Genomic DNA, 25,249 nt, shown 5'->3' with positions numbered 1-25,249 from the left:
AAAAACGACATCTAAACTAATGTTTAACATCTGTTTTCACTCCGTCTGTTAACAAAAAATAATAATTTGGTTAACAAACGATTAAGTTATAGTTTTTGATTATATACGAATGTTTTGAAAAAATAAATAACTAAATGACAAAAAAGTGTAAAAATATTTATTTTTCATCATTTTCAGACAACTTATTGTGTTTTAAAATTGTTTCTAGTAAAATGCGTTTAAAGAGCGTGATTGGCTGGGAGGGAAACAATGGAAAAGGTTTTGGATGAAACGGATAAAAAGATTCTTGAACTGCTGATTGAAGATGGCAGGATTTCCTATACAGATATTGGCAAACAATTGAATTTGTCTCGCGTCTCCGTTCGCGCGAGAGTAAACCAGTTGATCGAAGACGGGATCATCGAAAAATTTTCCTGTGTGGTGAACAGTGAAAAGGTCGGAAAAAAGGTGTCTGCTTTTTTCGATGTCGATTGTGAGCCATGTGACCTTGTCGAAGTGGCAGAGAACCTGGCAAACAACCCGTACGTAGCAAGTTGTTATCAAATGACAGGTCCAAGCACTTTACATATGCATGTACTCGTCGATGACTTCACCCAGCTGGAATCATTTGTGAACAACGAGTTATACGCATTAAAAGGAATCACCCGTGTAGACAGTCAAATCCTTCTACGCCGCTTCAAGAGCAGAACAGGCTTAAAGCTATAAACAGCACAAAAACCCGAAATCGCAGTGACCCTACTGCCATTCCGGGTTTTTGTTTCTTTTTAAATGTATGGTTGAGGCAAACTGCGACATATTGAAAATTCCTTCTAGGGAGACTTCCTCTCGTTCTGATTAAAATGAGTGGTATGACTTCGCTGCGGCAGAACACTTCGCTGGTAGGAGCTCTCTGAATTTTGGTCAGGAATACCCCACTTTTGACTTATTATAGGACCACTCTTACTTGATCAGAAAATCTATCTTAAGCGAAGGAAAAATGCGATATTCCTTAAAGATAAATTGCAATTTTCTGCGAGTGGTGTAAATACATGGATGTCTCTTCAAAATCCTCGGGGTTCCGAAACCGGGGAGTGATGTTCCCGCAAGAGTCATCGTGTTCTGCCTCTCGCTATGTAAAGGTTTTTCTCCATTTTTGTCAGGGAGAACCATATTAGATGCATTTCAGGATCACTTCTCACCTAATCAGAAAACTATACCAAGCTGCGGAAAAATGCGAGACTCCAGTGGGAAAAGAACAGTCTGAAGATCCCGCAGGGGCGCTTTTTGCACCGAGGAGGCTGAAGCGTTCCCCACGGAAAGCGAGTATTTTTCCGCAGCGTCGGCTTAGCACTGAATCCGAAAAGGATGAAAGGAAGCCACACTGAAGTTATGTCGCAGTTTATGGTTTCTGTGTCACGGCAAACATTTTACAAAAACAAATTATCCTAAGAAAAAACAGGCGCCGTTGGGCTCCTGTTTTCTTTTTACATTTTATTCAGTATTTCGGTATATTTCACAAAAGCTTCTTTATCTTTTTCTCCCAGCGCTCTATCAATAAGTCTTTTCACATTTTCTCTTTCCAAGGCTTCAATAATAGGACCTGCTTCATCCGGTTGAATAGGAGTTTTTAATAAGTAAGGATGTACAATCGTATCAAGCTGAGTCAAAAAATCCTTCAGCTTCATTAAATCAGACAGCGGCAGACGATTATATTCCTTTCCTTTCTGAAAGACGAATATATCATTCTCGTTTTCCACCTTGCGCGTTTGCCTGTTGACCCGGATTTCTCTGGCTTCCAACGGGACAAACTGATATACCTTGTCATCAAGCAGCAAAGAAAAATATTGATAAGCCAAAACCACCCGTACACAGTCACGCTCTTCTTTAATATAATACGGTTTAAATCTTTTAACAGAAAGCATCCCGACACCCCCTTATGGTTATGGAACTACAGTAATTACCAAGTTGGATTTGCTATATTATATGACGGCCATCAAAAAAAGTGATGCACTTTGATTGTCTCGCCCAGTTGTTAATATTAATCATAACATACATATGATAACGCTTACATTATTATTATTACTTCTTCCCTACTCCCATTTCTCCTGCATCTTTTTCTCGAATAGTAGAGTGTATGATATAATTTTTATAAAAAGCATTAAAGGTGCGTTATTCATGAAAAAGTTCCATTTCTTTGGGGGACGGATCTTCAAAACTGGTGTGGCCGTCTTCCTGACATCATTGATTTGTCAGTGGCTTGACTGGCCGGCTGTTTTCGCGGTCATTACAGCCATCGTCACAATTGAACCAACAGCAGCTGATTCGATTAAAAAAGGCATGATCAGGCTTCCTGCTACGGCAATCGGTTCCGCTTATGCTGTCTTTTTCATTTATTTATTCGGAAATTCTCCGATTACATACACAGCAGCTGCCGTGTTTACGATCATCACCTGTTTCAAACTTAAATTGCATTCAGGTTTGTTGGTTGCTACGTTGACATCGGTCGCCATGATCGAGGTTATTCACAGCAACTTCCTTGTTTCCTTTTTCATCAGGCTGGGAACCACATCCATCGGGTTGTTAGTATCAACGGCGGTCAACATGTTTGTGTATCCACCCAACTATTCCAAAAACATCCTGATTAATATCCACTCTCTCTCAAGAACGACGGGGATAGAGTTGGAAAATATTCTGAAGACAATACTTGGAGAGAAGAACATAGAAGAGCAATTGATCCGCAATACCTTTTCCCAACTTAAAAGAAGACTGGATAAAACGGAAATGCTGCTCCGTTTTCAAAAAGAGGAATCAAAATATCATCGCTTTGATGAAGAAGCCAGGAAAGTTTACCGAACGGAGCAGGAAAAACTGTCTGCGTTGCGGATGATTCATTATCACCTTGGCAATCTAATGAACACACCGCTATATGATGTAGTATGGAGCAGACAGGAGAAAGAAAAAATCCTGGTTACGGTCGATAAGCTGGCAGATGCCTTGAAAAACCCACAGAACTTTGAGCCAAAAACACACAATGAACAAATACAGAAATTAATGCAGCAGTTCTGGGAAAGCAAAAAAACGGCAGCAGCTGCCACCGATCAGCCGAATCCAACATTTTTTACGGCTGAGATCATTATCTTATATGAATTGCTTTCCATCTACCATCTGGTGGAAAAGCTACTTAAAGAAGATAAGTCAGAATCAGCTGCAAAGAAAAAATTGCAAAAAGCCAGATCGTGAAAACTCTTTCATGTTCTGGCTTTTCTGTATAATTCCTGGCTTCAGGAGGCAAAACAAAAAGCGTTCTCCTTAGCGTATGCAACAAACATACGTTAAAATAGGAAAAAGATTGTATCGGTAACTAAGTAGGTTTTCGATAAAAGAGGGTGAACTAATGAGCATAAATTTTTTCCCATTGAGTGAGACATCCATACTAATTGACTTTGGAAAGGAAATATCGATTGAAAGAAATACCCGGATCCATCAAATGGCCGGTATGATATCCGAGCGCCCCTTTCCAGGTTTTATTGAAACAGTGCCAGCTTATACCACGCTGGCAGTTTACTTCGACCCACTGGCTATTGATGCGGACAATCCATTTCAAACAGTGTGCAACCATGTCGAGAGTTTATGGGAACAATCAGACTTTAACAACCGTTCAACAAGAAAGATAGAACTTCCCGTCTGTTACGAAGGGGAGTTCGCTCCTGACCTGACAGAGGTTGCCGATAGGAACGACTTATCGGTACAAGAGGTCATCAACAAGCATGCGGAAACGGAATATTACGTGTACTTTCTCGGATTCGCACCAGGATTCCCTTTTTTGGGCGGAATGGATTCCGCCATTGCCACGCCCAGAAAATCATCGCCGCGTCGTAATGTATCAGCGGGATCAGTCGGAATCGCCGGACAGCAAACAGGCGTTTATCCCGCAGACTCACCCGGTGGCTGGCAAATTATCGGCAGAACACCAACAGCTTTATTTCGCCCGGACGCCAAACAGCCTGCTTTGCTTCAGCCAGGGGACAGGGTCAAATTTTATCCAATCACGAAAAAACAGTTTGATGCTTGGGAGGAAGAATAAATGTCACTCAGAATCATAGAAGAAGGACTGCAGACATCCATACAGGATTCAGGAAGGCCAGGCTCCCAATCATCAGGCATTTCGGTAAGCGGCGCTATGGACTCAAAGGCCATGAAGTTAGCCAACATTGCTGTCGGCAACCATGCACATGAGGCTGTATTGGAAATGAGTTATATGGGGCCAAGTATCACTTTCGAAACGGATATGGTCATAGCACTGACAGGGGCAGACATGTCCGCAAAAATTAACGATAAGCCTCTGTCATTGGGAATGCCGCTTGCCGTCAAAACCGGCGACACGCTGCAACTTCGGACGGTACGGACAGGAATGCACTGCTACCTTGCCGTTAAGGGAGGCTTTAATATTCCGGAAATACTGGGTTCGAAAAGTGCATCTATCAAAGATGACCTTGGTGGTGAGTTTAGCAGGAGGCTGAAGACAGGTGATTCCATTCCGATCAATACCCCTTTAAAAAGCACTCCTTTCAGTTGGAGGTTAAGTCCACAGCTGTTTAGCTATATCCAAGAAGAGCCTGTTGTCAGGTTTATTGAGGGGCGGCAGTATCATTGGTTTACCGAGGAAGCCAGACAAATGTTCATGACAGAAAGCTACAAGACAACCACTCAATCAAACCGCATGGGTTACCGGCTTGAAGGTAAGCGAATTAATAAAAACAAGGAAGAAGATTTAGTGACAGAAGCTGCCACTTTTGGCACGATTCAAATACCTCCTGATGGGAACCCCATCATCTTGATGGCCGAAAGCCAGTCGACAGGCGGCTACCCTAAAATAGGTCAAGTTATCCAAGCCGACCTGCCTGTTTTAAGCCAAGTAAAACCGGGCAAATCCGTCACTTTTAAAAAAGTAAGCCTTGATGAGGCGATCAACGAATTGCGGAAAGAAAGAAGTGAAATATTAGCTGTTCAAACAAGCGCAAACATGAAATGGAGGGAACTGGCATCATGTACACAGCCAACTTAAACTGCGATATGGGAGAAGGTTACGGCAGATATGAACTTGGTAATGATAAGGAAATGATGTATTACATTTCTTCGGCCAACATTGCTTGTGGGTTTCATGCAGGGGATCCGGGTACAATGAGTGAGACAGTGCAGCTGGCAATAGAAAAACAAGTTAAGATCGGAGCACATCCCGGACTTCCTGATCTTCATGGTTTCGGGCGCCGTTTCATGCAGATTACCCCTGAAGAAGCTTATCAACTGGTTGTTTATCAAACTGGTGCACTATCAGGTTTTCTTAAAGCATATAATGGCAAACTTTCGCATGTGAAACCACATGGAGCGCTTTACAATATGGCTGCCAAAGATGCGGAAATTTCAAAAGCCATCGTCCAGGCAGTGAAGGATATCGACGATACAGTTACCTTATTCGGGCTTGCCAACAGTGAATTGACCAAAGCTGCGGAAGAACAGGGACTTCCGGTCGCTCATGAAGTCTTTGTCGACAGAACTTATCAGGATGATGGGACATTAACACCGAGAAGCCAGCCGAACGCCTTGCAACCTAATGAAGAGGCTGCAATCAATCAAGTAATAGAAATGATTACATCCAATTCTGTTACAACACTGTCAGGCAGACAAATCCCCATCAAAGCGGATACAATCTGCATACACGGAGACAGTCCGTTTGCACTACCCTTTGTGAAGCAACTGCAAGCGAGGTTTGAAAAAGAGGGTATTACCCTCGAATAACAGGTACCATTAGAAAAGGCATGTCCCGATCGGGACATGCCTTTTATGATAAAATCCAAGTTTTTAATAATGTAGGATATATGGGGGGAGGTCATCTCTACTTAATTACTTGGATTTTATAACAACATTATACTCTTACTTCGATTTCACTTTCTTCTCTTAACTCATCAAGCAGTTGAGTCAATTTTTCATTTTGTTTTTGCTGCTCCAGGCTTTGTCTGATTTGTGACTCTACCTCTTCGAATTTAGGCAGTTCGTCGTTCTGACTAGCCAATTGATCATAGTATTCTTGTACTTCATCATCAGTAACTTCCGTTTCCGGAAGTTCTTCATCAAGGTATTGCTGTATTTTCAACTCATCGGAAATATCTGCTTTTAATGATTCTTCGGTATAGTCATTGGTTTCCAGTGCTTCGTTGAACTGTTCATCAGATTCATATTGAGATTTAAACTCATCGAAATTCTCGGCAATTTCATCTTCGGATACTTCGATTCCTTTTTCCTCAATATCCTGCATAATAAGTTCCTGATTTACCAATGAATCAACTGTCTGCTGTTTGACCTGCTCCTTGTCAACTTGTTGTCCAGATTGCTGGGCTGCCTGCTGCATGGATGCAAGTGTCTGGTTGAAGGCAACATTATACCTTTGGCCTTCTATTTCTTCTCCATTTACAATTGCCACAACTTCATCATCACCGACGTTGGATTCTATTTGTTCTTGTTCCTGCCCCTCCTGTTCTTCTTGTTCCTGGGCAGTTTCTTCTGTGTTTTCATTGTTCTCTGCGCTCTCATTGTCATCTTCGCCACTACATGCTACCAACAAGACATTTATAAATAGAACTGCAAGTAACAATTGCAATTTTTTCATACAGAGATTACCTCATTTCTTTGAAGATTCTACCCTATTTAAACATGCCCTGATTAAGGATGCAAACAATAAGATAATGGCCAGATTGTCCAAAAGCTATATATACGGGGGTTACCGCTTTTTTTACATTTAAATTACATTTGAAAAAGATATTTTGAAGTAAACGGATTAAGGTCAGCGGGTCCACCTAATAAGCATTAGAACAAAAAAGAACCGCCTGTTTCTAAAAACAGACGGTTCTTTTTTTATAGTGTTTGTCTTTCCTCATCTGTGAATACCCGCGATCTTGTCAAAAATCGTTTACCCTCAGGTCCTTCCAGTGAAAACATGCCTCCCCTGCCATCGACGACATCGATGATCAATTGCGTGTGTTTCCAATATTCATACTGATCTTTTGACATATAGAACGGGGTGCCATCAATTTCTCCGAGCTTCACATCCGAATTTCCCACACGGAATTCATCCCTCGGAAAACACATAGGAGAGCTGCCATCACAGCAGCCGCCCGATTGGTGAAACAACAAAGGTCCGTGCCTTTTTTTCAAACGGCCAATCAGCTCTAAAGCAGTTTCTGTTGCGGTCACTTTATCGACCATTCTCCCACCCTTTCCGGAAAGTATATTCCTGTCCGGTAACATTTTGCTGTTAAAATAAACCGGCTGGATCAGTGCTGTAACTTACCAGCAGATTTTTTGTTTGCTGGTAATGATCAAGCATCATGCGATGGTTTTCGCGTCCGATTCCAGATTTTTTGTAACCACCGAATGCTGCATGTGCCGGATACTGATGGTAGCAATTCGTCCATACACGTCCGGCTTCGATTTCCCGGCCGAACCGGTATGCTGTATTGATATTGCGTGACCAGACACCTGCACCAAGACCGTAAAGCGTATCATTGGCAACAGACAATGCCTCTTCGTCATCTTTGAATGTTGTCACAGAAAGGACCGGGCCGAATATCTCCTCCTGGAACACTCTCATATTGTTGCTGCCTTTAAAAATAGTAGGTTCCACATAATATCCATTGGAAAGGTCCCCTTCAAGGGCATTCCTGTTACCGCCGACAAGCACTTCCGCTCCTTCTTGTTTTCCGATATCTAAGTATGAAGTGATTTTTTCCATCTGTTCCAAAGAAGCTTGAGCTCCCATCATTGTATCCGTATCAAGCGGATGACCGATCTTGATTTCCTTAACTCTGTTGACTGCTCTTTCTATGAATTGATCATAAATAGATTCATGGATCAGTGCCCGCGAAGGACAAGTACATACCTCTCCTTGGTTAAGAGCAAACATAGTAAAACCTTCTATTGCTTTATCAAGAAATGAATCGTCCGCATCCATGACATCTTTAAAGAATATATTCGGAGACTTACCGCCGAGTTCCAATGTGACAGGGATGATGTTTTCTGAAGCATATTGCATGATCAGGCGTCCTGTCGTTGTTTCACCTGTAAAGGCGATTTTGGCAATCCGGCTGTTGGAAGCAAGCGGCTTACCTGCTTCGACTCCAAATCCGTTTACTATATTGACCACACCAGGAGGCAGTAAATCATGAATGAGCTCCATCAATACATGGATAGAAGCCGGTGTCTGCTCAGCAGGCTTAAGCACAACCGCATTTCCTGCAGCAAGTGCTGGAGCCAGTTTCCATGTTGCCATCAGAATCGGGAAATTCCACGGGATAATCTGACCTACCACTCCAAGCGGCTCATGGAAGTGATAAGCAACTGTGTCATCATCCAACTGGCTTAGACTGCCTTCCTGTGCCCGGATTACTCCAGCAAAATATCGAAAATGGTCAACTGCAAGCGGAATATCTGCAGCCAATGTCTCCCTGACAGCCTTTCCGTTATCCCATGTCTCAGCAACAGCCAGCTTTTCAAGATTCTCTTCCATCCGGTCGGCTATTTTATTAAGGATAACCGCTCTTTCAGCAGGAGATGTTTTCCCCCAGGCTGTTTTTGCTTCATGAGCAGCATCCAATGCCCGCTCCACGTCATCGGCGTTAGACCTTGCTATTTGACAAAACACTTCACCGGTAACCGGGCTCACATTGTCGAAATACTCCCCACTAACCGGTTCTCTCCATTCACCACCAATAAAGTTACCGTACCTTTCCTTAAACTCCACTACAGATCCTGGTTGATTTGGCGCTTCATACTTCATTAGATATCCTCCTTTTTAAAATGCAATCGCTTACATTATAAGGATGAAAATCATGGAGTGGTTAATCTACTGTAGATTATAACAACAAATTATTTAAAAACACAAATAATTTGTATTTTTTGCCAAAAAATAACCACCCTTTATCAGAGTGGTTATTCCTTCCGTTCTATGATAATTAATTTCCGTTAATCTGTGGTAAAGTTTTCGTTCCTTTTTCCATCTTTGACTGGCATAAAGGACAAGTAGGAGTTTCTTCAAAAGTGAAATCTTCTCTCATCCAACCTGCACAGTCATCGCTTGTACAGGACCAAACGTTCGTTTCTACTTCCGGGGTTGGTTCTTTCTTGTTGTTATAATAAGCCATTTACATTCCCCTTTCTTGTTCCTAATACTATTATACCCTTTTTTTAGGAAAATTAGTATAGTCACAAAGGATTAATGTATGGTTGAACATGTTTCTACATCCAGAATTAATTTATGTAGAGCCCTCATTCCTATTCGACTTATCATAAGTTTTAGTACACACATACCTCTTCATCTTAAACTTTTGCCTGGAACCATGTTTTCATCAACTATCGCCCAATTTCATTAAAAGGGCTGTTATGTTGTTGACTTTCTGCCTGGGTCTCCTTATGTTTCTTCTATGCTCTTTGCTTCCTCTCTTGTATTTACGATTCTGTTAAATAGTAAATACAGGAGATAAGAGGTAAGACTCCCTAATACGACGATCAGGAAGGGGAATAAATAAACAAGGAACAAAGATACGGCAATGATTACAACGAATATTGATGTGTAAACAATATTGGCTATTGAAAAAAGAAAAGAATTCTTGATTAAATCCTTGATAGATAGTTCATATGTTACCAGCAAGAATAACAGATATATACTTATAAATATAAAAGCGGTCGAGAGTAATACTAGTAAGACAAATAATGGCCTACTACCGGCAAACTCCGCTTGTAGCAAAATGCCAAAATCAAACCACAGTACGAGGGCAATTCCCCAAAGCATTAAGCCGATAAGGAACGATTTTCTGAAGTCTTCTTTAAAGCAGTCAAGGAACTGTCGTAACACACCCCCCTCCACCTTTTCTATAACCCAATTCCGCGATACTCCCATCATCGCTTTAGAAGCAGGGAAAAAAGTGATAACAGGAAGGCAAAATAATAACCATATGACATTCAGGATAATAAAATTCACAAAGTTTTCCATTATTTTAAATACAATATTGTCAGAACCTCTCATTCCATCACCATCCTGAATTTATAGCCTTATGTATAAGGGCTAAGCATGTTTTAGAAGAATCTTCATACTATAACGTTTTGCGGCTTCTCGCTAAAAAGAACAGAAAGTAAATTATCAGCAGCTAAATCTGCCATTTTCATTCTTGTTTTTATGCTTGCGCTGCCTATATGGGGAAGTGTCACGATGTTATCCAATTTTAATAATGGATTCTCTAAATCTATTGGCTCTTTTTCAAAAGTATCAATTCCTGCTGCCCATATCTGTTTGTTTTTTAAAGCCTCGTAAAGATCCGTCTCATTGACGATACCCCCGCGCGCCGTATTGATTAATATGGCAGTTTCTTTCATGAGCGCCAGTTCTTTGGCGGTAATCAGATTTTCTGTTTCAGGGGTATAAGGAGCAAGGATGCAAACAAAATCTGATTGCCGAAGCAAATCTTCCATGGCCACATAAGTGGTCCCAAGCTCTTCTTCTACTTTAGGTTTCCTACTTCTATTATTATATAATACTTCCATATCAAACCCGCGCGCCCGTCTGGCAACCGCTTCACCGATCCGCCCCATACCGATAATGCCCAAGGTCGCCCCAAAGATATCCTGACCAGTCAGTTGCATTGGTGACCACGTCTTCCAATCTCCGTTTTTCAAATAGTCCGAGGCTTCCACTATTCTTCTGGCTGTTGCCATAAGCAGAGCGAACGTCAAGTCAGCGGTGGTTTCTGTTAAAACTCCGGGAGTATTGGTAACAGTTATCCCTTTTTCTGCAGCAGCATCTATATCAATGTTGTTGTAACCTACAGCCATATTGCTGACTACTTTTAAAGAAGTAGCTTTATCGAGTAAATCCTTATCAACCGACTCTGTTAACAAACAATACAAGCCGTCAATATCGGCTACTTCCTTTTCCAGTACCTCTCTCGGAACAGGAGCTTCGCTTTCCTCCCACATCCGGACCTGGCACTCTTGTTCCAGTTTATTCACAATCTCGTCTGGAATTTTTCTTGTTATGTAAATTTTCGGTTTCACCATAATCCCTCCTCTGTCTGGCAATTGATCCGCGTCACTTGTAATGTTTAATAATTTGCATAATCGCTTCTGTTCTCTCCGTTATCCACGCCGGTGCTTCACGCAGAGCAGTTTCAAGCGAACAAGGTCCCGGTACTATCGATAAAGCACACAAAAGGCCCATGTCATTTGATTTGTCCGTTCCTATATCCACAGTCCCGCATAAAGCAATAATTGGGACATCTTGTTTAACTGCCGGAGCGCAAACACCTTTTATGACTTTCCCTGACAACGTTTGTCCATCCAGCTTACCTTCCCCTGTAATTAATAAATCAGCATCCTTCAATCTTTCCTCGAAACCTGTTTGCTCCATTACCACATTAATCCCGGATTTTATCTCGGCACCTAAAAAGGCAAGCAGAGCTGCACCCATTCCACCTGCTGCTCCTCCGCCTTGCATTTCTTTTACATTGATTCCAGTTTTCTTCTCTACAATTTCAGCAAAATTGTTCAGTGCCATATCCAGTTTGTCGATCATTTCCGGAGTGGCCCCTTTTTGCGGTCCAAAAATTGCCGAAGCTCCATTAGGCCCGCACAATCTATTCGTCACATCGCTTGCTATAGTGAAATGCGATTCTTTAACTCTAGTGTCTAGCCCGCTGCCATCATAAGTCTTCAAATCAAGCAGTCCTCTTCCACCTTTACTAATATGCTTTCCATTCTCATCGTAAAAATTAATGCCAAGGGCTTGCAGCATGCCAACTCCCCCATCATTGGTGGCGCTTCCACCCAAGCCGATAATAAATTTACGATAGCCCGCATGCAAAGCATGCTTAATCAACTCTCCGGTTCCGTAGCTTGTTGTCACCATAGGATTGCGTTTATTCTCCGGTACAAGCGGAAGACCTGAAGCTTGAGCCATTTCGATTACTACTGTCATACCGTCGCCCATTACCCCGTAGGCAGCTTGTACTTTATCTCCCAACGGACCCGTTACATTAACAGGGTAAGTGCTTCCATTAGAAGCAAAGACAAGGTTTTCCATGGTACCCTCCCCGCCATCTGCCAAAGGTATTTGGTCAACAATGGCATCAGAGAATACTCGTTTAATCCCCGTTTCCACTGCTAAACAAATATCTTTGGCACTAACAGAACCTTTAAATGAATCGGGAGCTACTACAACTTTCATCTTAAACCGTCCCCTTTTCTAGTCAAATGGAAAAAAGGAGGAAGACCGACACAACTTTATGCCCTACTGCATAATTGCCAGACTGCATCCTCCCCTCTCCATCTATCATACATCTATTTGCTAGTACTGAAAATATACAGACTTTAACTCAGTAAAAAATTCAACATTCGATTTGCCGATTGAAAAGGCACCTGCTCCAGACTGCTTCACACCGCCAAACGGCATATGGGCAGCACTGGCAGTTCCGTGATTGACGTGGACCATTCCAGTTTCGACTCTATCAGCGAATTGATAGGCTGTTGTTAAATCATTGGTAAAAATAGAGGCAGCCAACCCATACTCCACATTGTTGGCAACGCGTAATGCCTCTTCCTTATCCTCTACTTCCAAAACTACCAATACAGGTCCGAATATTTCTTCCTTAGCCACCCGCATTTCAGGTGTAACTTGATCCAGCAGTGCCGGAACGATGTATGCACCTTGTCCATAAGCACCTTCTGAAAGAGTCTCTCCCCCGTAGACGACTCTGGCACCTTCTGCTGAAGCAATCTCGAGGTATTCTCTTACTGAATCAAGATGCTGTTCATTGATTAGCGGGCCTACCGTAACCCCTTCTTCCCATGCCGGACCCACTTTTGCATTTTTCATTTCTTTGACTAGCGCTTCGGTCAATTCAGCTTTGTTTTCTTTCGTAACAATCACACGGCTGATCGATGTACAGCGTTGTCCGCTACACGCAAATGCAGCAGATACAATTTGTTTAGCAACATTTTCAGCATCTTTATAATCCAATACGACTGCCGGGTTCTTGCCCCCCAATTCCAGCTGGGTTTTAGCAAGACGTCCTGCAGCAATTTCATTGATATTTTTCCCTAATGAAGAAGATCCCGTAAAGCTGATCCCTTTGACAAGCGGATGTTTCACAAGAGGGTTTCCAACTCTTGACCCACTGCCGACTACAAGATTGACTACTCCGTTCGGAACACCTGCTTTCGCAAGTAGTTCCATTAAAACGACAGAGGTCCAAGGCGTGACTGAAGCCGGTTTATAAACAACTGTGCAGCCGTAAGCAAGAGCTGGCGCAATCTTCCTTACAGGGGTGACTACCGGAAAGTTCCACGGAGCAATAGCAGCGACAACTCCAAGTGGTTTACGGATGGTGGAACTCCATACATTACTTCTTTCCCCCGGAAGTGTGTTCCCTTCAATGCGGAAAGCCTCGCCTGCACCGAAACGGGCTTCCTTCGCTGCCCGCATGACTTCACCTTTCGCTTCTGTCAGTGCTTTTCCTTGTTCAGCGGATAGAATATAAGCAAGCTCTGTTGCATTTTCTTCCAATAAGTCTGCGAAGCGATACAAAACAGCCCCTCTGTCCGGCCCAGGAACCTGTGACCAGCCTTGGAAAGCTTCAGCTGCGGCCTCTACTGCTTCATTCACATCTTCCTCGTTAGAGTCTTGAAAAAATCCAAGGACTTGGTCACGCTGAGCAGAATTGCAGATGGAAAAAGTATTACCGCTTGTACTTTCTTTCCATTCTCCGTTAATGTAATTACCATGAACTTTTACTTCCTGTTGACTCAGCCATTCCTGCATATCGGTTAGAGTTGTTGAAGGCATAAAATCCACTCCCTTAATGTATTAAGCTAAAACTTCTTTTTTTACACCCGTCGTCATTAATGACCGGCAAATATTTTTCAGATCCTCTTGTGTAGGCTTGACCGGATTCACAGGCACGTTTCCTGAAAGTAACGCTTCCTCGGTAATTAAATCCAAGTGCTGTTCTTCCACACCATAATCAGTCAATGTTTGTGTAATTCCTACATCCGTTTTCAACTGGCGGACCGCTTTCACAGCACGCTCAGCTGCTTCCCGATCGGTAAGCTGTTCCACTTTCTCCCCGAAGATTCTTGCAATTTCTATAAATTTATCGGTATTTCCAATTAAATTGAATTCCATGACTTCAGGAAGCAGCATTGCATTTACTACACCATGAGGGATTTTGAAATGTGCTCCCAACGGAATTGCCAGCGCATGCGCCAATCCAAGTCTTGTAGAGTTAAATGCCATTGCAGCCAATGTACTTGCCATGAGCATATCTGAACGGGCATCCGTGTTTTCTCCCTGGATAACCGCCAGACGAAGGCTTTTCGCCACCAATTTCATGGATTGAACTGATAGACCTTCAGAAATTGGTTGTGTTGCTTTATTTACGTAAGACTCAAGAGCGTGAGTTAAAGCATCCATTCCAGTAGCAGCTGTGATGTGCGGTGGCAGAGATAAAGTCAAATCAGGATCGCATAATGCCAAAGCAGGACAGTTATACATGCTGCCGACACTTAGTTTTGCTTCTGCTTTTTTATCCGACAGGACTGAAAACCGAGTGATTTCACTACCTGTTCCGGCTGTCGTCGGCACGGCAATCACAGGAGCAGCTGGAGCAGGAACTTTATCGATCCCTATGTAATCACGGATGTTACCTCCATTAGTCAGTAACAACCCAATCGATTTGGCAGTATCTAGGGCACTGCCTCCACCCACGCCGACTACAATGTCACAGCCTTCAGTCTTCGCAAGAGCAACACCGTTGTCTACCGATTCAATAGTAGCTTCTGTCCCTACATCCGTAAATGTAACGAACGGAATGCCTGCTTCTTGAAGAGGATCTTCCAATTGTTGGACAATGCCAGCTTGATAGACACCCGGATCCCCAACGATAAGAACTTTTGATCCGCCCAGTTCTCTGACAAATTCATTTAACCTCTTTGCATAACCACGGCCAAATTCAATTACAGTCGGTATTTGATAACGGAAATTAGATAATGTCAACATTTGATAATAAATCTCCTTTCATTAATCAGGAACTTTTACTTTTAGAGCTGCTTTCGTAAAATCCAAATCGTAACGCTTTCCTATTTCGATGAACTCTTCCACCAATTTTTCCGGAAGTTCGATGCCGCTCTTCTTTCGTTCCAACACGCACTTTTGTTCGAGCTCACCAGGTATAAAAATTTCCTCCACATTCGGTGCTTTTGGTTCCGACTTAATTTCCTTAATATAGGTATCCATCCGCTTTTTAAAAGACTCAAGCGGGATGAATTGATTGATATCAACCGCCACGAAAAAATGGCCGACGTTTTGCGGATCTTCCCAGTTCTCATACATATTGTTTACATACTTTCCAAACCCCGCGCCCGTAAGAACTCCCGACAAGATGTCAATGAACATCGATATACCGTAACCTTTTGGTCCTCCAAGCGGTAAAACAGCTCCCTCAAGTGCTGCCTCTGCATCTGTCGTATCATTCCCATCCTTGTCGACAGCCCATCCGATCGGGATATCCTCTCCTTTTTGTGCTGCAACGATGATTTTGCCACGTGCCACCACACTCGTGGCCATATCAAGAATGAATGGTGCTTCTTCTCCGGACGGGATCCCGACCGCAAGAGGGTTCGTGCCGATAAATGGCCTTACTCCACCTGTTGGCGGCATTGTTTGGGAAGCATTCGACATGACCAGAAGCAGCATATCTTTTTCAATTGCTTTCAGGGCATAATAGGCGCCAGTGCCAAAATGATTGGAACCTTTCACTCCGACAATTGCAGCTCCCCGTTCTTTCGCCTTGTCCAAAGCCTTCTCCAGTGCCTGCATCCCCACTACGGATCCAAAATGATTGTTCCCATTAATTAATGCGGTGGCATCGCTTTCATTTTCGATGGTTACATCTGCATGCGGATTGATCATTCCTTTTTCAACTCGTTTTAAATAAATGGAAGTCCTTACTACCCCATGAGAGTCGACACCTCTCAGATTTGCCTGCACAAGAGAATCCGAGACAATCTCCGCATTTTTCTCCGATAGACCTGCTTTTGTAAATACATTTGCACAGAAACGCTGCAATTTTATCCAGTCATACCTTGTTGGCAACGTCACTAAAATCACAGCCTTTCCCTCTTAATGTTTCATCAATCCAGTTTCTGTCAATGGTATTATTCTTGATGGCTTCCATCATCCTGGTTTCCTTCACCTGCTGCGCTTTCACTTTTTCCAAGAGTTCCTCTGCCTCATCTAACGGAACGACTGCAAGTCCGTCTTCATCACCAAGCACCAGATCACCTGGATTAACAAGCATGCCGCCAACAGAAACCGGCACATTTATCTCGCCTGGTCCATCCTTATATGGACCGCGGTGTGTGATGCCGCGTGCGTACACCGGAAAGTCACCTTCAGAAAATGCAGCAGTATCCCGGATAGCTCCGTCGATAATAAATCCGGAAATGCCTTGTCTGCGGGCCAGGAGAAGCATTATCTCTCCTACTATTGCATTCGTTACATCTCCCCCTGCATCTACAACAAGGACTTCGCCTGGTTGGGCCATGTCAATTGCTTTATGCACGAGTAAGTTGTCGCCAGGTCTTGTCTTCACCGTTAGAGCAGTTCCTAGTAATTTCCCTTGTTTATGATAAGGCCGAAGATGGCTCGAAACGGCATGCATCCTGTTTAAATTGTCACTTATATGGGGAGTGACAACTTCTCTATATTGTTCAACAATTTGCTTTTCAACCCTTTTTTCAACTGGTAATATGCGAAAACCAATATTGTTCATCCAGAAATTCCTCCTCTTTTTGTCGCCATATATTTTCAAAATCGAATTAGCAACCAGGAAGTTTATGATAGGATTCAAAGAAGAAGAATTTACCCTTTCACACTTCCAGCTGTAATACCTTCAATGATATATTTTTGGAAAAAGATAAATACAACAAACAGCGGGATAAGCGACAATGTAGACATCGCAAACAATGCACCCCATGAGCTCTGACCCATTGAGTCAACAAACATTCTCAATGCAATCGCTACGGTATAAAGTTTGATATCGCTTAAGTACAATAACTGACTGAAGAAGTCGTTCCAAGTCCAGATAAAGGTAAAAATCATGGTTGTAACCAAAGCGGGAACTGACAATGGAATGATCAACTGCCAATACATTCTGATTTGGCCACATCCATCTATCTTTGCCGCCTCTTCTAATTCACGGGGGATGGATCGCATGAACTGAACCATCAAGAAAATGAAAAAGCCTTCAGTTGCCAGAAATTTAGGTAATGTCAATGGTAAATAGGTGTTTATCCAGTCTAAATAGTTAAAAATAATATACTGTGGAATAACAGTTACATGAAAAGGAAGCATCAATGTTGCGAGCATCAGAGCAAATAATGTCTTTTTAAAAGCAAAGTCAAGACGAGCAAACGCATAGGCTGCCATTGAACAAGCTATGACGTTGCCGGCGATTGCCAATGCTACAATAATTGCCGAATTCAAGAAGAATCTGCTAAACGTTGTACCAGATAGACCAAGCCATCCTTGCATATAGTTTTCAAACGTAATGTTACTTGGGAAAAAGGCAGAACCCTGGAAGATTTCGGTATTCTCTTTAAACGAAGCTGCAACCATCCATAAAAGCGGATAGAGCATTATCAATCCCAATGCAATGATACAGATATGAATGAGAATGGTTATTGATTTTCTTCGCTTTCTCAACCCGACCTTTTTCGGCCTTTCTATCTTCGACCGGGCTGTTTTCCCAGGCTTCTTGATATGGTCTTTATTGTCTGGCTCTTGATTTCTTACAGGGCTTACGGCATGATCTCTAATTTTTTCCGGTTCCATACGATCACCTCTATTCTTGATAGTGCACCCATTTTCTCGCCGAAAGAAAAATGAGAGCTGTGATAACGGCAATTGTCAATAACAACAGCCAGGCCATAGCAGATGCATATCCCATCTGAAACTGGGTAAACGCTTTCTGATACAGATATAAAGTGTAAAAAAGGGTCGAATCGAGGGGACCCCCAGTTCCTCCACTAACGATATAAGCAGGAGTAAACGCCTGAAAAGCAGAGATTACTTGCATGATGACATTGAACAAAACAATCGGTGTTAACAACGGAATGGTAATTTTAAAGAACTGCTTGGCTTTTCCGGCACCATCGATCATCGAAGCTTCATATAACTCTGTAGGGATTTGTTTGAGTCCTGCCAGGAATATAACCATCGGAGCACCAAATTGCCATACTGCCAATATAATCAATGTATAAAGAGCAGTGTCTGGCTGGGAAATCCAATTTGTCCCTTCTATTCCAAATTGCGCCAAAGCCCTGTTAACCAATCCTTCTCCGCCAAACAATTGGCGCCAGAGTAATGCAACTGCCACGCTTCCTCCAAACAGGGAAGGAACATAATAAATCGCCCGGTAAAACCGTAATCCTTTTAAACCACGGTTTAGTGCAGCTGCGACTCCCAGTGCAAACATAAGCTGGAGCGGAACACTTAAGAATACGTAGGTAAGTGTAACTTTTACACTGCTGATCCATTTATCATCCTCAAACATTTCTGTGTAATTACCCAACCCGACCCACGTCGGACTCGTAAACATATCATAACTAGTAAAGGAGAAGTATAGAGAAGCTCCCATTGGAATGGCCGTTAATCCTAATAGACCAATCAGCCAAGGCGTCAGGAAAAGATAAGCAACAGCATTTTTTTGCCAAGCCTTTTTCAAGGTGTGCATGGTTCCCTCCAATCCCAGCTAAATAGAAGACTGATAGGCTTCCATTTAGCTGTATTGATTAATTTCATTATCTGTTTAAAATATTTAATTCGTTACTCGGCAAATCCAATAACGCTTTCGGCTGTCTCCATAAAGTCTGTCACGGCTTCTTCTACTGTCTTTTCACCAAATCCGATTGCGGCTGCATTATCTGCAAATGCTTGTTCCACTTCACTTATACCGAGCGGCGCATACGCTGCAGGTTCAGCATATTCTACTGTTTCTTGAATGTAATCGACAGCACGCTGTTGTGCAGGTTCAAGTAAAGGCTTTACGAACTCTGCCATTTCAGAAGAACCTGGAGATCCTTGTTCTACTTTAAACAATTCCAGCGATTTCTCTGTGTTCACAAAGAAATCTATGAATTTGGCAGCAGCTTCTGGATGCTCAGACTCTTTTGTTATAGATAAATAAGCACCCTCAATATACTCACCATTTTCCCCGCCTTCAACTTGAGGCATTCTCAGCATTTGCAACTCACCATTTTCAAATTGCTCTTGATAAAGGTGCAATTGATTAGCTGGGATTTGATAGAAAGCAGACCTTCCGATCGTGAAGAGTTTTTGTTCTAATGCTGCGGATTCAAACTCGGTAGTAGTTGCAGAATCAGCAACTGCCCCCGCTTGTCTCAAGTCATCCCACATAGTCCACCATTTTGAAAGTGTTTCTTCGCTAAAGCCTAATTTTCCGTCCTCGGTAAATAGATCTTCACCTTGCTGACGTACATAATAGCGGAAATTCGGCTGTAATTGGCCGCCTCCCATGTCAGCTGTAGCAAAATCACCTTCAGGCATAGCTTTGTCTACTTCCAGCATCTTCGCTTGAAATTCTTCCCAAGTCCAGTCAAAGTTAGGGGCTTCTACACCAAGTTCCTCCAACTGAACAGGATTATAAACCCAACCCGGCATTGTGACACCTTTCGCTACCATGATCAGCTCATCGTCGACTTTACCACTATCCACAGTAGATTCAGCAAAGCTTTCAAGATTTATGGTTCCATCGTCTACCAACGATTGCAGGTTTAGCAAAGCTCCTCGTCGGGCATAGTCAGAAACATAAAATTGGTGCATACTCACAATGTCTGGAGCATTTCCGCCAGCAGTTTGAGTGGCTAAGCGATCCCAGTAATCCGTCCAGCCCCCGAACTCTCTGTCAACCGTTATATTTGGATTCTCCTCTTCAAACCTATCAATGATTTCATTGTAGATTTCATTTCGGGAAGTATCTCCCCACCAGGAGAAACGAAGTTTGATTTCTTCCTCGCCATCGGCTCCTTGGGCACTGCCGCCTGAATCAGACGAACTTTCTGAACTACATCCCCCAATGATTAAAATGGATAATATTGAAAGTGTCATCAAGAACATAAATTTTGAAAATTTCATGTAATTCCCCTCTTCCCCACTTTAGGTTTGTAATTTAATCTGAAAGGGTTTTCATTTTCGGATAGTTTTATTATTGCTGAACCTCTTTTGCTGATTTCAATTCAAGCGCTGTTAATTTGTCCACCCGTCTGCGAAACTGCTCTTCCTCGCTGAATTTTGCGTTGATAAAGGATTCTATCAGGTTTTCCGCCAGCCATGGCCCAATTATTTGGGCGCCTATGCACATAATGTTCACATTGTCATGTTCGACACATTGATGAGCAGAATGAATATCATGGCACACAGCCGCTCTAATTCCCGGGATTTTGTTAGCTGCTATTGCTGCTCCGACACCTGTTCCACAAATGATAATGCCCCGGGTATTTTCTTTGCTGCGTACAGAGTTGCAAACAGCCGATGTTATATCAGGGAAGTCAACCGGGTCTTTAGAAAAACAGCCAAAATCTGTGCTTTCACAACCGAGTTTATCAAGAAAGGGCTTGAGGGCCTCTTTCATTTCAAAACCACAATGATCGCTTCCTAAAGCAATTTTCATAAACTAGGCCCCCAACTTATTTGATATTCTAGCTAAGTACCTTTTGACTAATAGCGGAGAAATCCAACTCTCCGGCATCTTCTTCATATTTTTTATATAAATCGAGCGCTAATTGAGCAAGTGGCATGTCCAGATCTTGTCCTTCATCCACAGCAATCTGAACATCCTTCTTCATTAAATTGAGTTTAAATCCTGGTTCGAAATTTCTCTCGGATAGGGTATCAATCTTGTTAAGCAGCATCCAGGAAGCTCCTGAACTGTTTCCGATAACATCCTTAACCGCAGACTTATCAATATCAAGTTTCTCTGCCAAAGCAACCGCTTCAGCAGAAGCGATCATATGGATACCGGCAAGCATCTGATTGATAGCCTTAATAGCTTTCCCGGCTCCAACATCTCCGACTAAGTAGATGTTTTTTGCCATTGCATCCAAGACGGGTCTGACTTCTTCCAGGACTTCTGTTTTTCCACCTGTCATCACTGTCAAAGTTCCTTGTTCAGCTCCAGCCGTACCACCACTTACAGGTCCATCAAGTACCCTGATGCCTTGCTTTTGATAGGTTTCATTGACTTTTTTCATCATTGCAGCAGAACCGGAGGTCATTTCTATCAAAATAGCATCTTCAGGAAGACTATTTAAAACTTCATCTGAAAGTAGGACGCTTTCCATTTCTCTATCCGTTGGCAGAATACTGATTAAAACTTCTGAATTCGCTGCCACATCTGCTAAAGATATTTGTTCGTTAGCTCCGAGGCTTTTCAGTTGTTCTATTGGCTCACGGTTTCTATGGGCTGAGACATGAAGATCATAACCTGCTTTCACAAGATTTTTTGCCATCGGCAATCCCATTGCTCCCAATCCGATAAAACCTATACTTTTAATCGCCATCCATTACTCTCCTTCGTCTAAATAGTATTTATGCTGTTATTAAAGTACCGTTTCGTCTAGTTCCCATCCTAGCTTTTCATAAAGTTTCCTTCTGCCGGCTTTATCACCGCTAAGTTCCTGATGAGCATACTTTGCAACATCTCTAGCAAGCTTTCTCGGGACCGCTATTACCCCGTCTCCATCAGCAACGATTACGTCTCCCGGATAAACAGCCACGCCCCCAATTGCAACCGGAATGTCTTTTTCATGGTAGCGGATTCTTGCCTGATCCATTCCCTGAGAAACAAATTGGGACCATACCTGAATACCCTGGTGGATTACTTCGTCTGTATCTCTAATACCGCCGCCGTTGGTTAAGTATCCTCTTGCACCTTTCGACTTAAAGTCCAATGTGTTGTTGGAACCCAAAAGCCCTACGTCAAGCCCGCAAACGTCCAACACGATGAAGTCGCCATCCACTATGTCTTTGCCCCAAGGATCTGTACAAACTTCGCTGTAATACCACTTGGCCCAAGCCGTATATTCTTCACCAGTAACTCTTGGTACCGGACCTTCATACGGCAGGTATCTGGCAGTACGTGCAATGCCTACAACAGGCTTGCCGCGAAAAAGCGGTTTGATGCTTTTATCAACTGTTCCATAGTGATGCATGCCAACCCAATCCATTCCATCGCGTACATCGGTAACCCGAAGCCCTTCAAAAAGTGCCAATATTTCTTTCCTGTCATCTCTTACTTCTGTTTCGTTATTGTTAGCCATGTTTAAATCTCCCCTTAGTTTTTATAATTTTAATTCTGATTTTCACCATAAATGAATTACAAATTAACCTTTACTAGAAGAAGTGACTCACCTCCTTAAAGTTGAAAAAGAAAAAAATTTCCTCTCAGATGCGATAATTCGACAAAATAGTGAAACCGTTTACTTTTTAACTGTTGGGAAACGTTTTTGGAAACCGTTAACCTAATATAAAATTAACTTTTATAATGGCATTTGTCAACAGTTTTTTTAGAAAATTAAAAATAATAAAAAATTTTTTCTCGAATCGGTTTAGTAAATTATTCAAATAGAAAACTCCGTAATAACGGTTTCTTTGGCATATATGTAGGCAGCAGGATCAACATTTCCTGTTGAATCCTGCTGCCTTTAATAAAATCAGATTATATACAGAACCTATTTAACAGTGTGATCCAATTCCCACCCTAATTTAATATAAATACTCTTTCTGCCTTTTTTGTCAGCTTCTAATTCCTGATGTGCATATTTGGCAACGTCAAAAGCATATTTGTGAGGAACAACAATGGCTCCATCTCCATCAGCCACTACTATGTCCCCTGGAGACACTACCACTCCCCCTATATTGACGGGTACATCGTTTGCTTCAAAACGGATTCGTCCTTGGTTCATTTTTTGGGAAATCATTTTAGACCAGAATGGGACTTGATTTAAGATCAATTCATCTGTGTCTCTTACTCCGCCGTTTGTAATAAACCCTCTCGCGCCTTTACTGAACATTTCCAAGGAATTGTTGGAGCCCTGTATTCCTACATCGACGCCACTTTGGTCGATGACTACAAAATCCCCTTCCTCGATTTTCTTGTTGCCGGGGTTGTAACTAATATTCTGATAATACCAAGCAACCCATTCTGTGTACTCTTCTGGTGACATTTTGGGTACAGGTTCATCGTATGGCACATATCTGGATGTCTTGGCAATACCGACTGCTTTAGTCCTGAACAATGGTCTTATCTCCTGGGAGACTGATCCGTAATGATGCAGCATGTTCCAGTCCATTCCATCTCGCACATCCGCAACTCGAAGATCTTTATATAAACCTAGAATCTCTGTCCTTTCCTCTTTAGACCATACCAAATCGATCACCATCCATTTAATTTTTATTTTTCCAGTAAGAACACGGTATCGTTCCGTACAAACTCTATTGATTTTTCAAGACATTCTCTGCTTCTTCCATGAATCTATCAACGCCTTCTTCAATCGACACTTCTCCAAATGCAATACTGTCAGCAGCTGCCAGAAAAGCACTTTCTACCTCTGCCATACCTTTTGGCGGATATGTTGCTTTCTCGGCAATTTCCAAGGTTTCTGACAAATAATCCAAAGTTCTTTGCTGGGCTGGGTTAAGCAAAGGCTTCACTACTTCGACCATCTCGGTAGAGCCCGGTGAACCTTGTTCTAATTTGAACACTTTCATAGATTCTTCGGCATTTACAAAATAATCGATGAACATTGCAGCTTCTTTCGGATGTTCCGATTCTTCGGTAATACTAAAATAGGCACCTTCAATAAACTCACCAGTTTGGCCACCTTCTAAAGTCGGCTGGCGAACCATCCGGACTTCTCCGTTATCGAATTGCTCCTGATAGAGGTGAATTTGATTAGCAGGAATACCGGTGATGCCCACCCTGCCAGTTACAATCAGGCTTTGCTCAAGCGGGGCTTCAAAAAACTCAACAGACGTTGCAGCATCCGGAATAGCACCGTTTTGTCTAAGCGTATCCCACATAGAAAACCAGTCAATAGCATCCTGACGTTCAAACCCTAATTGGCCATCTTCCGTAAATAATGTGTTCCCACGCTGGCGCACAAAGTATTTGAATGTAGGTGAAAAGTTTCTGCTTTGGTCAGAAGCTCCCCAGAAACCTTCTTCATTCTTTGCTTCAGTCAATTCTTGCGCTTTGGCCATAAACTCCTCCCAAGTCCAATCCATATCAGGGTAATCGACCCCTAATTCATCAAAAGTAGCTGTGTTGAAGGCTTGTCCGGACATGGTTACTCCTTGAGCGATCATGACTGTTTCTCCCGCTAATTGACCACTTTCCACAACAGAATCCGGAAAATTATCGACATTTATCGTTCCATCTTCTATAAATTGACTTAAATCAGTCAAAGCACCTCTGCGGGCATAATCTGAAACGTATTCCTGATGCATACCAACTACATCCGGGGCGTTACCGCCTGCGATTTGTGTCGTCAATCTGTCCCAGTAATCAGCCCATCCACCAAATTCTCTTTCGATAGTGATGTTAGGATGTTTTTCCTCAAACTGATCCGCTATCTGATTGTAGATTTCATGTCTTTTGCTATCTCCCCACCAAGTAAACCGAATGGTGACGTCTTCTTCACTGTTCGCTTCCGTTTCTTTTCCTTCAGCATCTGTACTCTTGCCGCCTTCAGAAGAAGTCTCTGAATCACTGCACCCTGCAAGAAATAGGAAAGAAAAAACGAAAAGTACCATTGGTACAATTAGCTTGAATTTATTCATCACAGATTCCCCTTTGCCGAATAATTTAGGAAATAAGCTCTCATCTAATAAATTTAAAGCTTATATTTCAACAACTAACTGCATAAGTATATTGGAATTATTATTCTTATCTTCTTTACTCGACACTGATGTTTATCTGTGTTTTATCCTTTTGAGATTTCTGGCAATTGTGGGTATCTAGAATGTTTGATTTGCTCAAAAGACACTGGGTAGTTGGGGAGTCAAAGAAGAAAAATGGTACACGGATCTAGGTTAAATGAATCGTTTGTTCTTTTGAGCGGCTCCTGTTATACTTAACAATATTCGCTTTTC

General features: G+C 42.4%; 25 protein-coding genes. 5 read left to right on the top strand and 20 right to left on the bottom strand.

The annotated features are described in order from the left end of the window. The first annotated feature begins 249 nt into the window (after positions 1-249). Complete coding sequence (locus CZ434_RS19915; protein ID WP_077624725.1) at positions 250-705, top strand: Lrp/AsnC family transcriptional regulator; 456 nt, start codon at positions 250-252, stop codon at positions 703-705. Positions 706-1,463: 758 nt separating this feature from the next. Here CZ434_RS19915 and CZ434_RS19905 read toward each other — a convergent pair. Then, positions 1,464-1,901 (bottom strand): IDEAL domain-containing protein, encoded by a 438-nt coding sequence (locus tag CZ434_RS19905; protein ID WP_077624723.1) that lies wholly within the window; start codon positions 1,899-1,901, stop codon positions 1,464-1,466. Positions 1,902-2,154: 253 nt separating this feature from the next. Between CZ434_RS19905 and CZ434_RS19900 the strand changes: the two genes are divergently transcribed. The 4 genes from CZ434_RS19900 to CZ434_RS19885 all read left to right on the top strand — a co-directional run bounded on the left by CZ434_RS19900 (position 2,155) and on the right by CZ434_RS19885 (position 5,775). Beyond that, positions 2,155-3,219, top strand: a complete 1,065-nt coding sequence (locus CZ434_RS19900; protein WP_077624722.1) for an aromatic acid exporter family protein — start codon at positions 2,155-2,157, stop codon at positions 3,217-3,219. Between the two features lie 154 nt (positions 3,220-3,373). Further along, positions 3,374-4,063, top strand: a complete 690-nt coding sequence (gene pxpB / locus CZ434_RS19895) for a 5-oxoprolinase subunit PxpB (RefSeq protein ID WP_077624721.1) — start codon at positions 3,374-3,376, stop codon at positions 4,061-4,063. Next, the gene (locus CZ434_RS19890) at positions 4,064-5,044 is read left to right on the top strand and encodes a 5-oxoprolinase subunit C family protein (protein WP_077624720.1); all 981 of its coding nucleotides are present in this window, start codon (positions 4,064-4,066) and stop codon (positions 5,042-5,044) included. Continuing rightward, on the top strand, positions 5,026-5,775 hold the full coding sequence (locus CZ434_RS19885) for a 5-oxoprolinase subunit PxpA (protein ID WP_077624719.1): 750 nt from the start codon (positions 5,026-5,028) through the stop codon (positions 5,773-5,775). Before CZ434_RS19890 ends, CZ434_RS19885 begins: the two co-directional genes overlap by 19 nt. A gap of 127 nt (positions 5,776-5,902) precedes the next feature. On the opposite strand, the gene CZ434_RS19880 is transcribed toward CZ434_RS19885, so the two are convergent. From CZ434_RS19880 to CZ434_RS19790, 19 genes are all read right to left on the bottom strand, one after another. After that, positions 5,903-6,643: a SurA N-terminal domain-containing protein gene (locus CZ434_RS19880; protein WP_077624718.1), complete on the bottom strand. Its 741-nt coding sequence runs from the start codon at positions 6,641-6,643 to the stop codon at positions 5,903-5,905. A 245-nt stretch (positions 6,644-6,888) separates the two neighbouring features. Continuing rightward, complete coding sequence (locus CZ434_RS19875) at positions 6,889-7,239, bottom strand: DUF779 domain-containing protein (protein WP_077624717.1); 351 nt, start codon at positions 7,237-7,239, stop codon at positions 6,889-6,891. Positions 7,240-7,288: 49 nt separating this feature from the next. Next, positions 7,289-8,809, bottom strand: a complete 1,521-nt coding sequence (adh, locus tag CZ434_RS19870; protein WP_077624716.1) for an aldehyde dehydrogenase — start codon at positions 8,807-8,809, stop codon at positions 7,289-7,291. A gap of 175 nt (positions 8,810-8,984) precedes the next feature. Then, positions 8,985-9,173, bottom strand: a complete 189-nt coding sequence (locus CZ434_RS19865; protein WP_077624715.1) for a cold-shock protein — start codon at positions 9,171-9,173, stop codon at positions 8,985-8,987. Positions 9,174-9,439: 266 nt separating this feature from the next. Continuing rightward, positions 9,440-10,054 (bottom strand): YesL family protein, encoded by a 615-nt coding sequence (locus tag CZ434_RS19860; RefSeq protein ID WP_077624714.1) that lies wholly within the window; start codon positions 10,052-10,054, stop codon positions 9,440-9,442. Between the two features lie 62 nt (positions 10,055-10,116). Continuing rightward, positions 10,117-11,079: a 2-hydroxyacid dehydrogenase gene (locus tag CZ434_RS19855; protein ID WP_179107326.1), complete on the bottom strand. Its 963-nt coding sequence runs from the start codon at positions 11,077-11,079 to the stop codon at positions 10,117-10,119. Between the two features lie 34 nt (positions 11,080-11,113). Then, a complete protein-coding gene (locus CZ434_RS19850) occupies positions 11,114-12,247 on the bottom strand; it encodes a glycerate kinase (protein WP_077624712.1) in 1,134 nt (377 codons plus the stop codon). Positions 12,248-12,367: 120 nt separating this feature from the next. Beyond that, positions 12,368-13,864, bottom strand: coding sequence for an aldehyde dehydrogenase family protein (locus CZ434_RS19845; RefSeq protein ID WP_077624711.1), 1,497 nt, complete (start codon positions 13,862-13,864; stop codon positions 12,368-12,370). A gap of 21 nt (positions 13,865-13,885) precedes the next feature. Next, positions 13,886-15,076: an iron-containing alcohol dehydrogenase gene (locus CZ434_RS19840; protein ID WP_077624710.1), complete on the bottom strand. Its 1,191-nt coding sequence runs from the start codon at positions 15,074-15,076 to the stop codon at positions 13,886-13,888. Between the two features lie 21 nt (positions 15,077-15,097). After that, positions 15,098-16,186 carry an Ldh family oxidoreductase gene (locus CZ434_RS19835; protein ID WP_245831036.1) on the bottom strand — a complete coding sequence of 363 codons (1,089 nt, stop codon included), beginning with the start codon at positions 16,184-16,186 and terminating at the stop codon, positions 15,098-15,100. Then, a complete protein-coding gene (locus CZ434_RS19830) occupies positions 16,155-16,850 on the bottom strand; it encodes an RraA family protein (RefSeq protein ID WP_077624709.1) in 696 nt (231 codons plus the stop codon). The genes CZ434_RS19835 and CZ434_RS19830 overlap by 32 nt, the downstream gene beginning before the upstream one ends. Positions 16,851-16,939: 89 nt before the next feature. Next, positions 16,940-17,911, bottom strand: coding sequence for a carbohydrate ABC transporter permease (locus CZ434_RS19825; protein ID WP_077624708.1), 972 nt, complete (start codon positions 17,909-17,911; stop codon positions 16,940-16,942). A 10-nt stretch (positions 17,912-17,921) separates the two neighbouring features. Further along, the gene (locus CZ434_RS19820; protein ID WP_077624707.1) at positions 17,922-18,812 is read right to left on the bottom strand and encodes a carbohydrate ABC transporter permease; all 891 of its coding nucleotides are present in this window, start codon (positions 18,810-18,812) and stop codon (positions 17,922-17,924) included. Between the two features lie 92 nt (positions 18,813-18,904). Beyond that, positions 18,905-20,233 (bottom strand): ABC transporter substrate-binding protein, encoded by a 1,329-nt coding sequence (locus CZ434_RS19815; RefSeq protein WP_077624706.1) that lies wholly within the window; start codon positions 20,231-20,233, stop codon positions 18,905-18,907. Positions 20,234-20,303: 70 nt separating this feature from the next. Then, positions 20,304-20,768, bottom strand: coding sequence for an RpiB/LacA/LacB family sugar-phosphate isomerase (locus tag CZ434_RS19810; protein WP_077624705.1), 465 nt, complete (start codon positions 20,766-20,768; stop codon positions 20,304-20,306). Between the two features lie 28 nt (positions 20,769-20,796). Beyond that, positions 20,797-21,657, bottom strand: coding sequence for an NAD(P)-dependent oxidoreductase (locus CZ434_RS19805; protein WP_077624704.1), 861 nt, complete (start codon positions 21,655-21,657; stop codon positions 20,797-20,799). A gap of 39 nt (positions 21,658-21,696) precedes the next feature. Continuing rightward, entirely contained in the window at positions 21,697-22,416 is a 720-nt protein-coding gene (locus tag CZ434_RS19800; protein ID WP_077624703.1) for an RraA family protein, read from the bottom strand. A 411-nt stretch (positions 22,417-22,827) separates the two neighbouring features. Continuing rightward, on the bottom strand, positions 22,828-23,538 hold the full coding sequence (locus tag CZ434_RS19795) for an RraA family protein (RefSeq protein ID WP_077624702.1): 711 nt from the start codon (positions 23,536-23,538) through the stop codon (positions 22,828-22,830). 52 nt (positions 23,539-23,590) lie between these two features. Next, positions 23,591-24,937, bottom strand: coding sequence for an ABC transporter substrate-binding protein (locus CZ434_RS19790; RefSeq protein WP_077624701.1), 1,347 nt, complete (start codon positions 24,935-24,937; stop codon positions 23,591-23,593). Positions 24,938-25,249: the final 312 nt, after the last annotated feature.

Origin of the sequence: Sediminibacillus massiliensis, assembly GCF_900156915.1 — a bacterium.
GTDB lineage: Bacteria > Bacillota > Bacilli > Bacillales > Amphibacillaceae > Sediminibacillus_A > Sediminibacillus_A massiliensis.
Note: the sequence above shows the minus strand (reverse complement) of the source record. Positions and strands in the feature narration are given on the sequence as shown.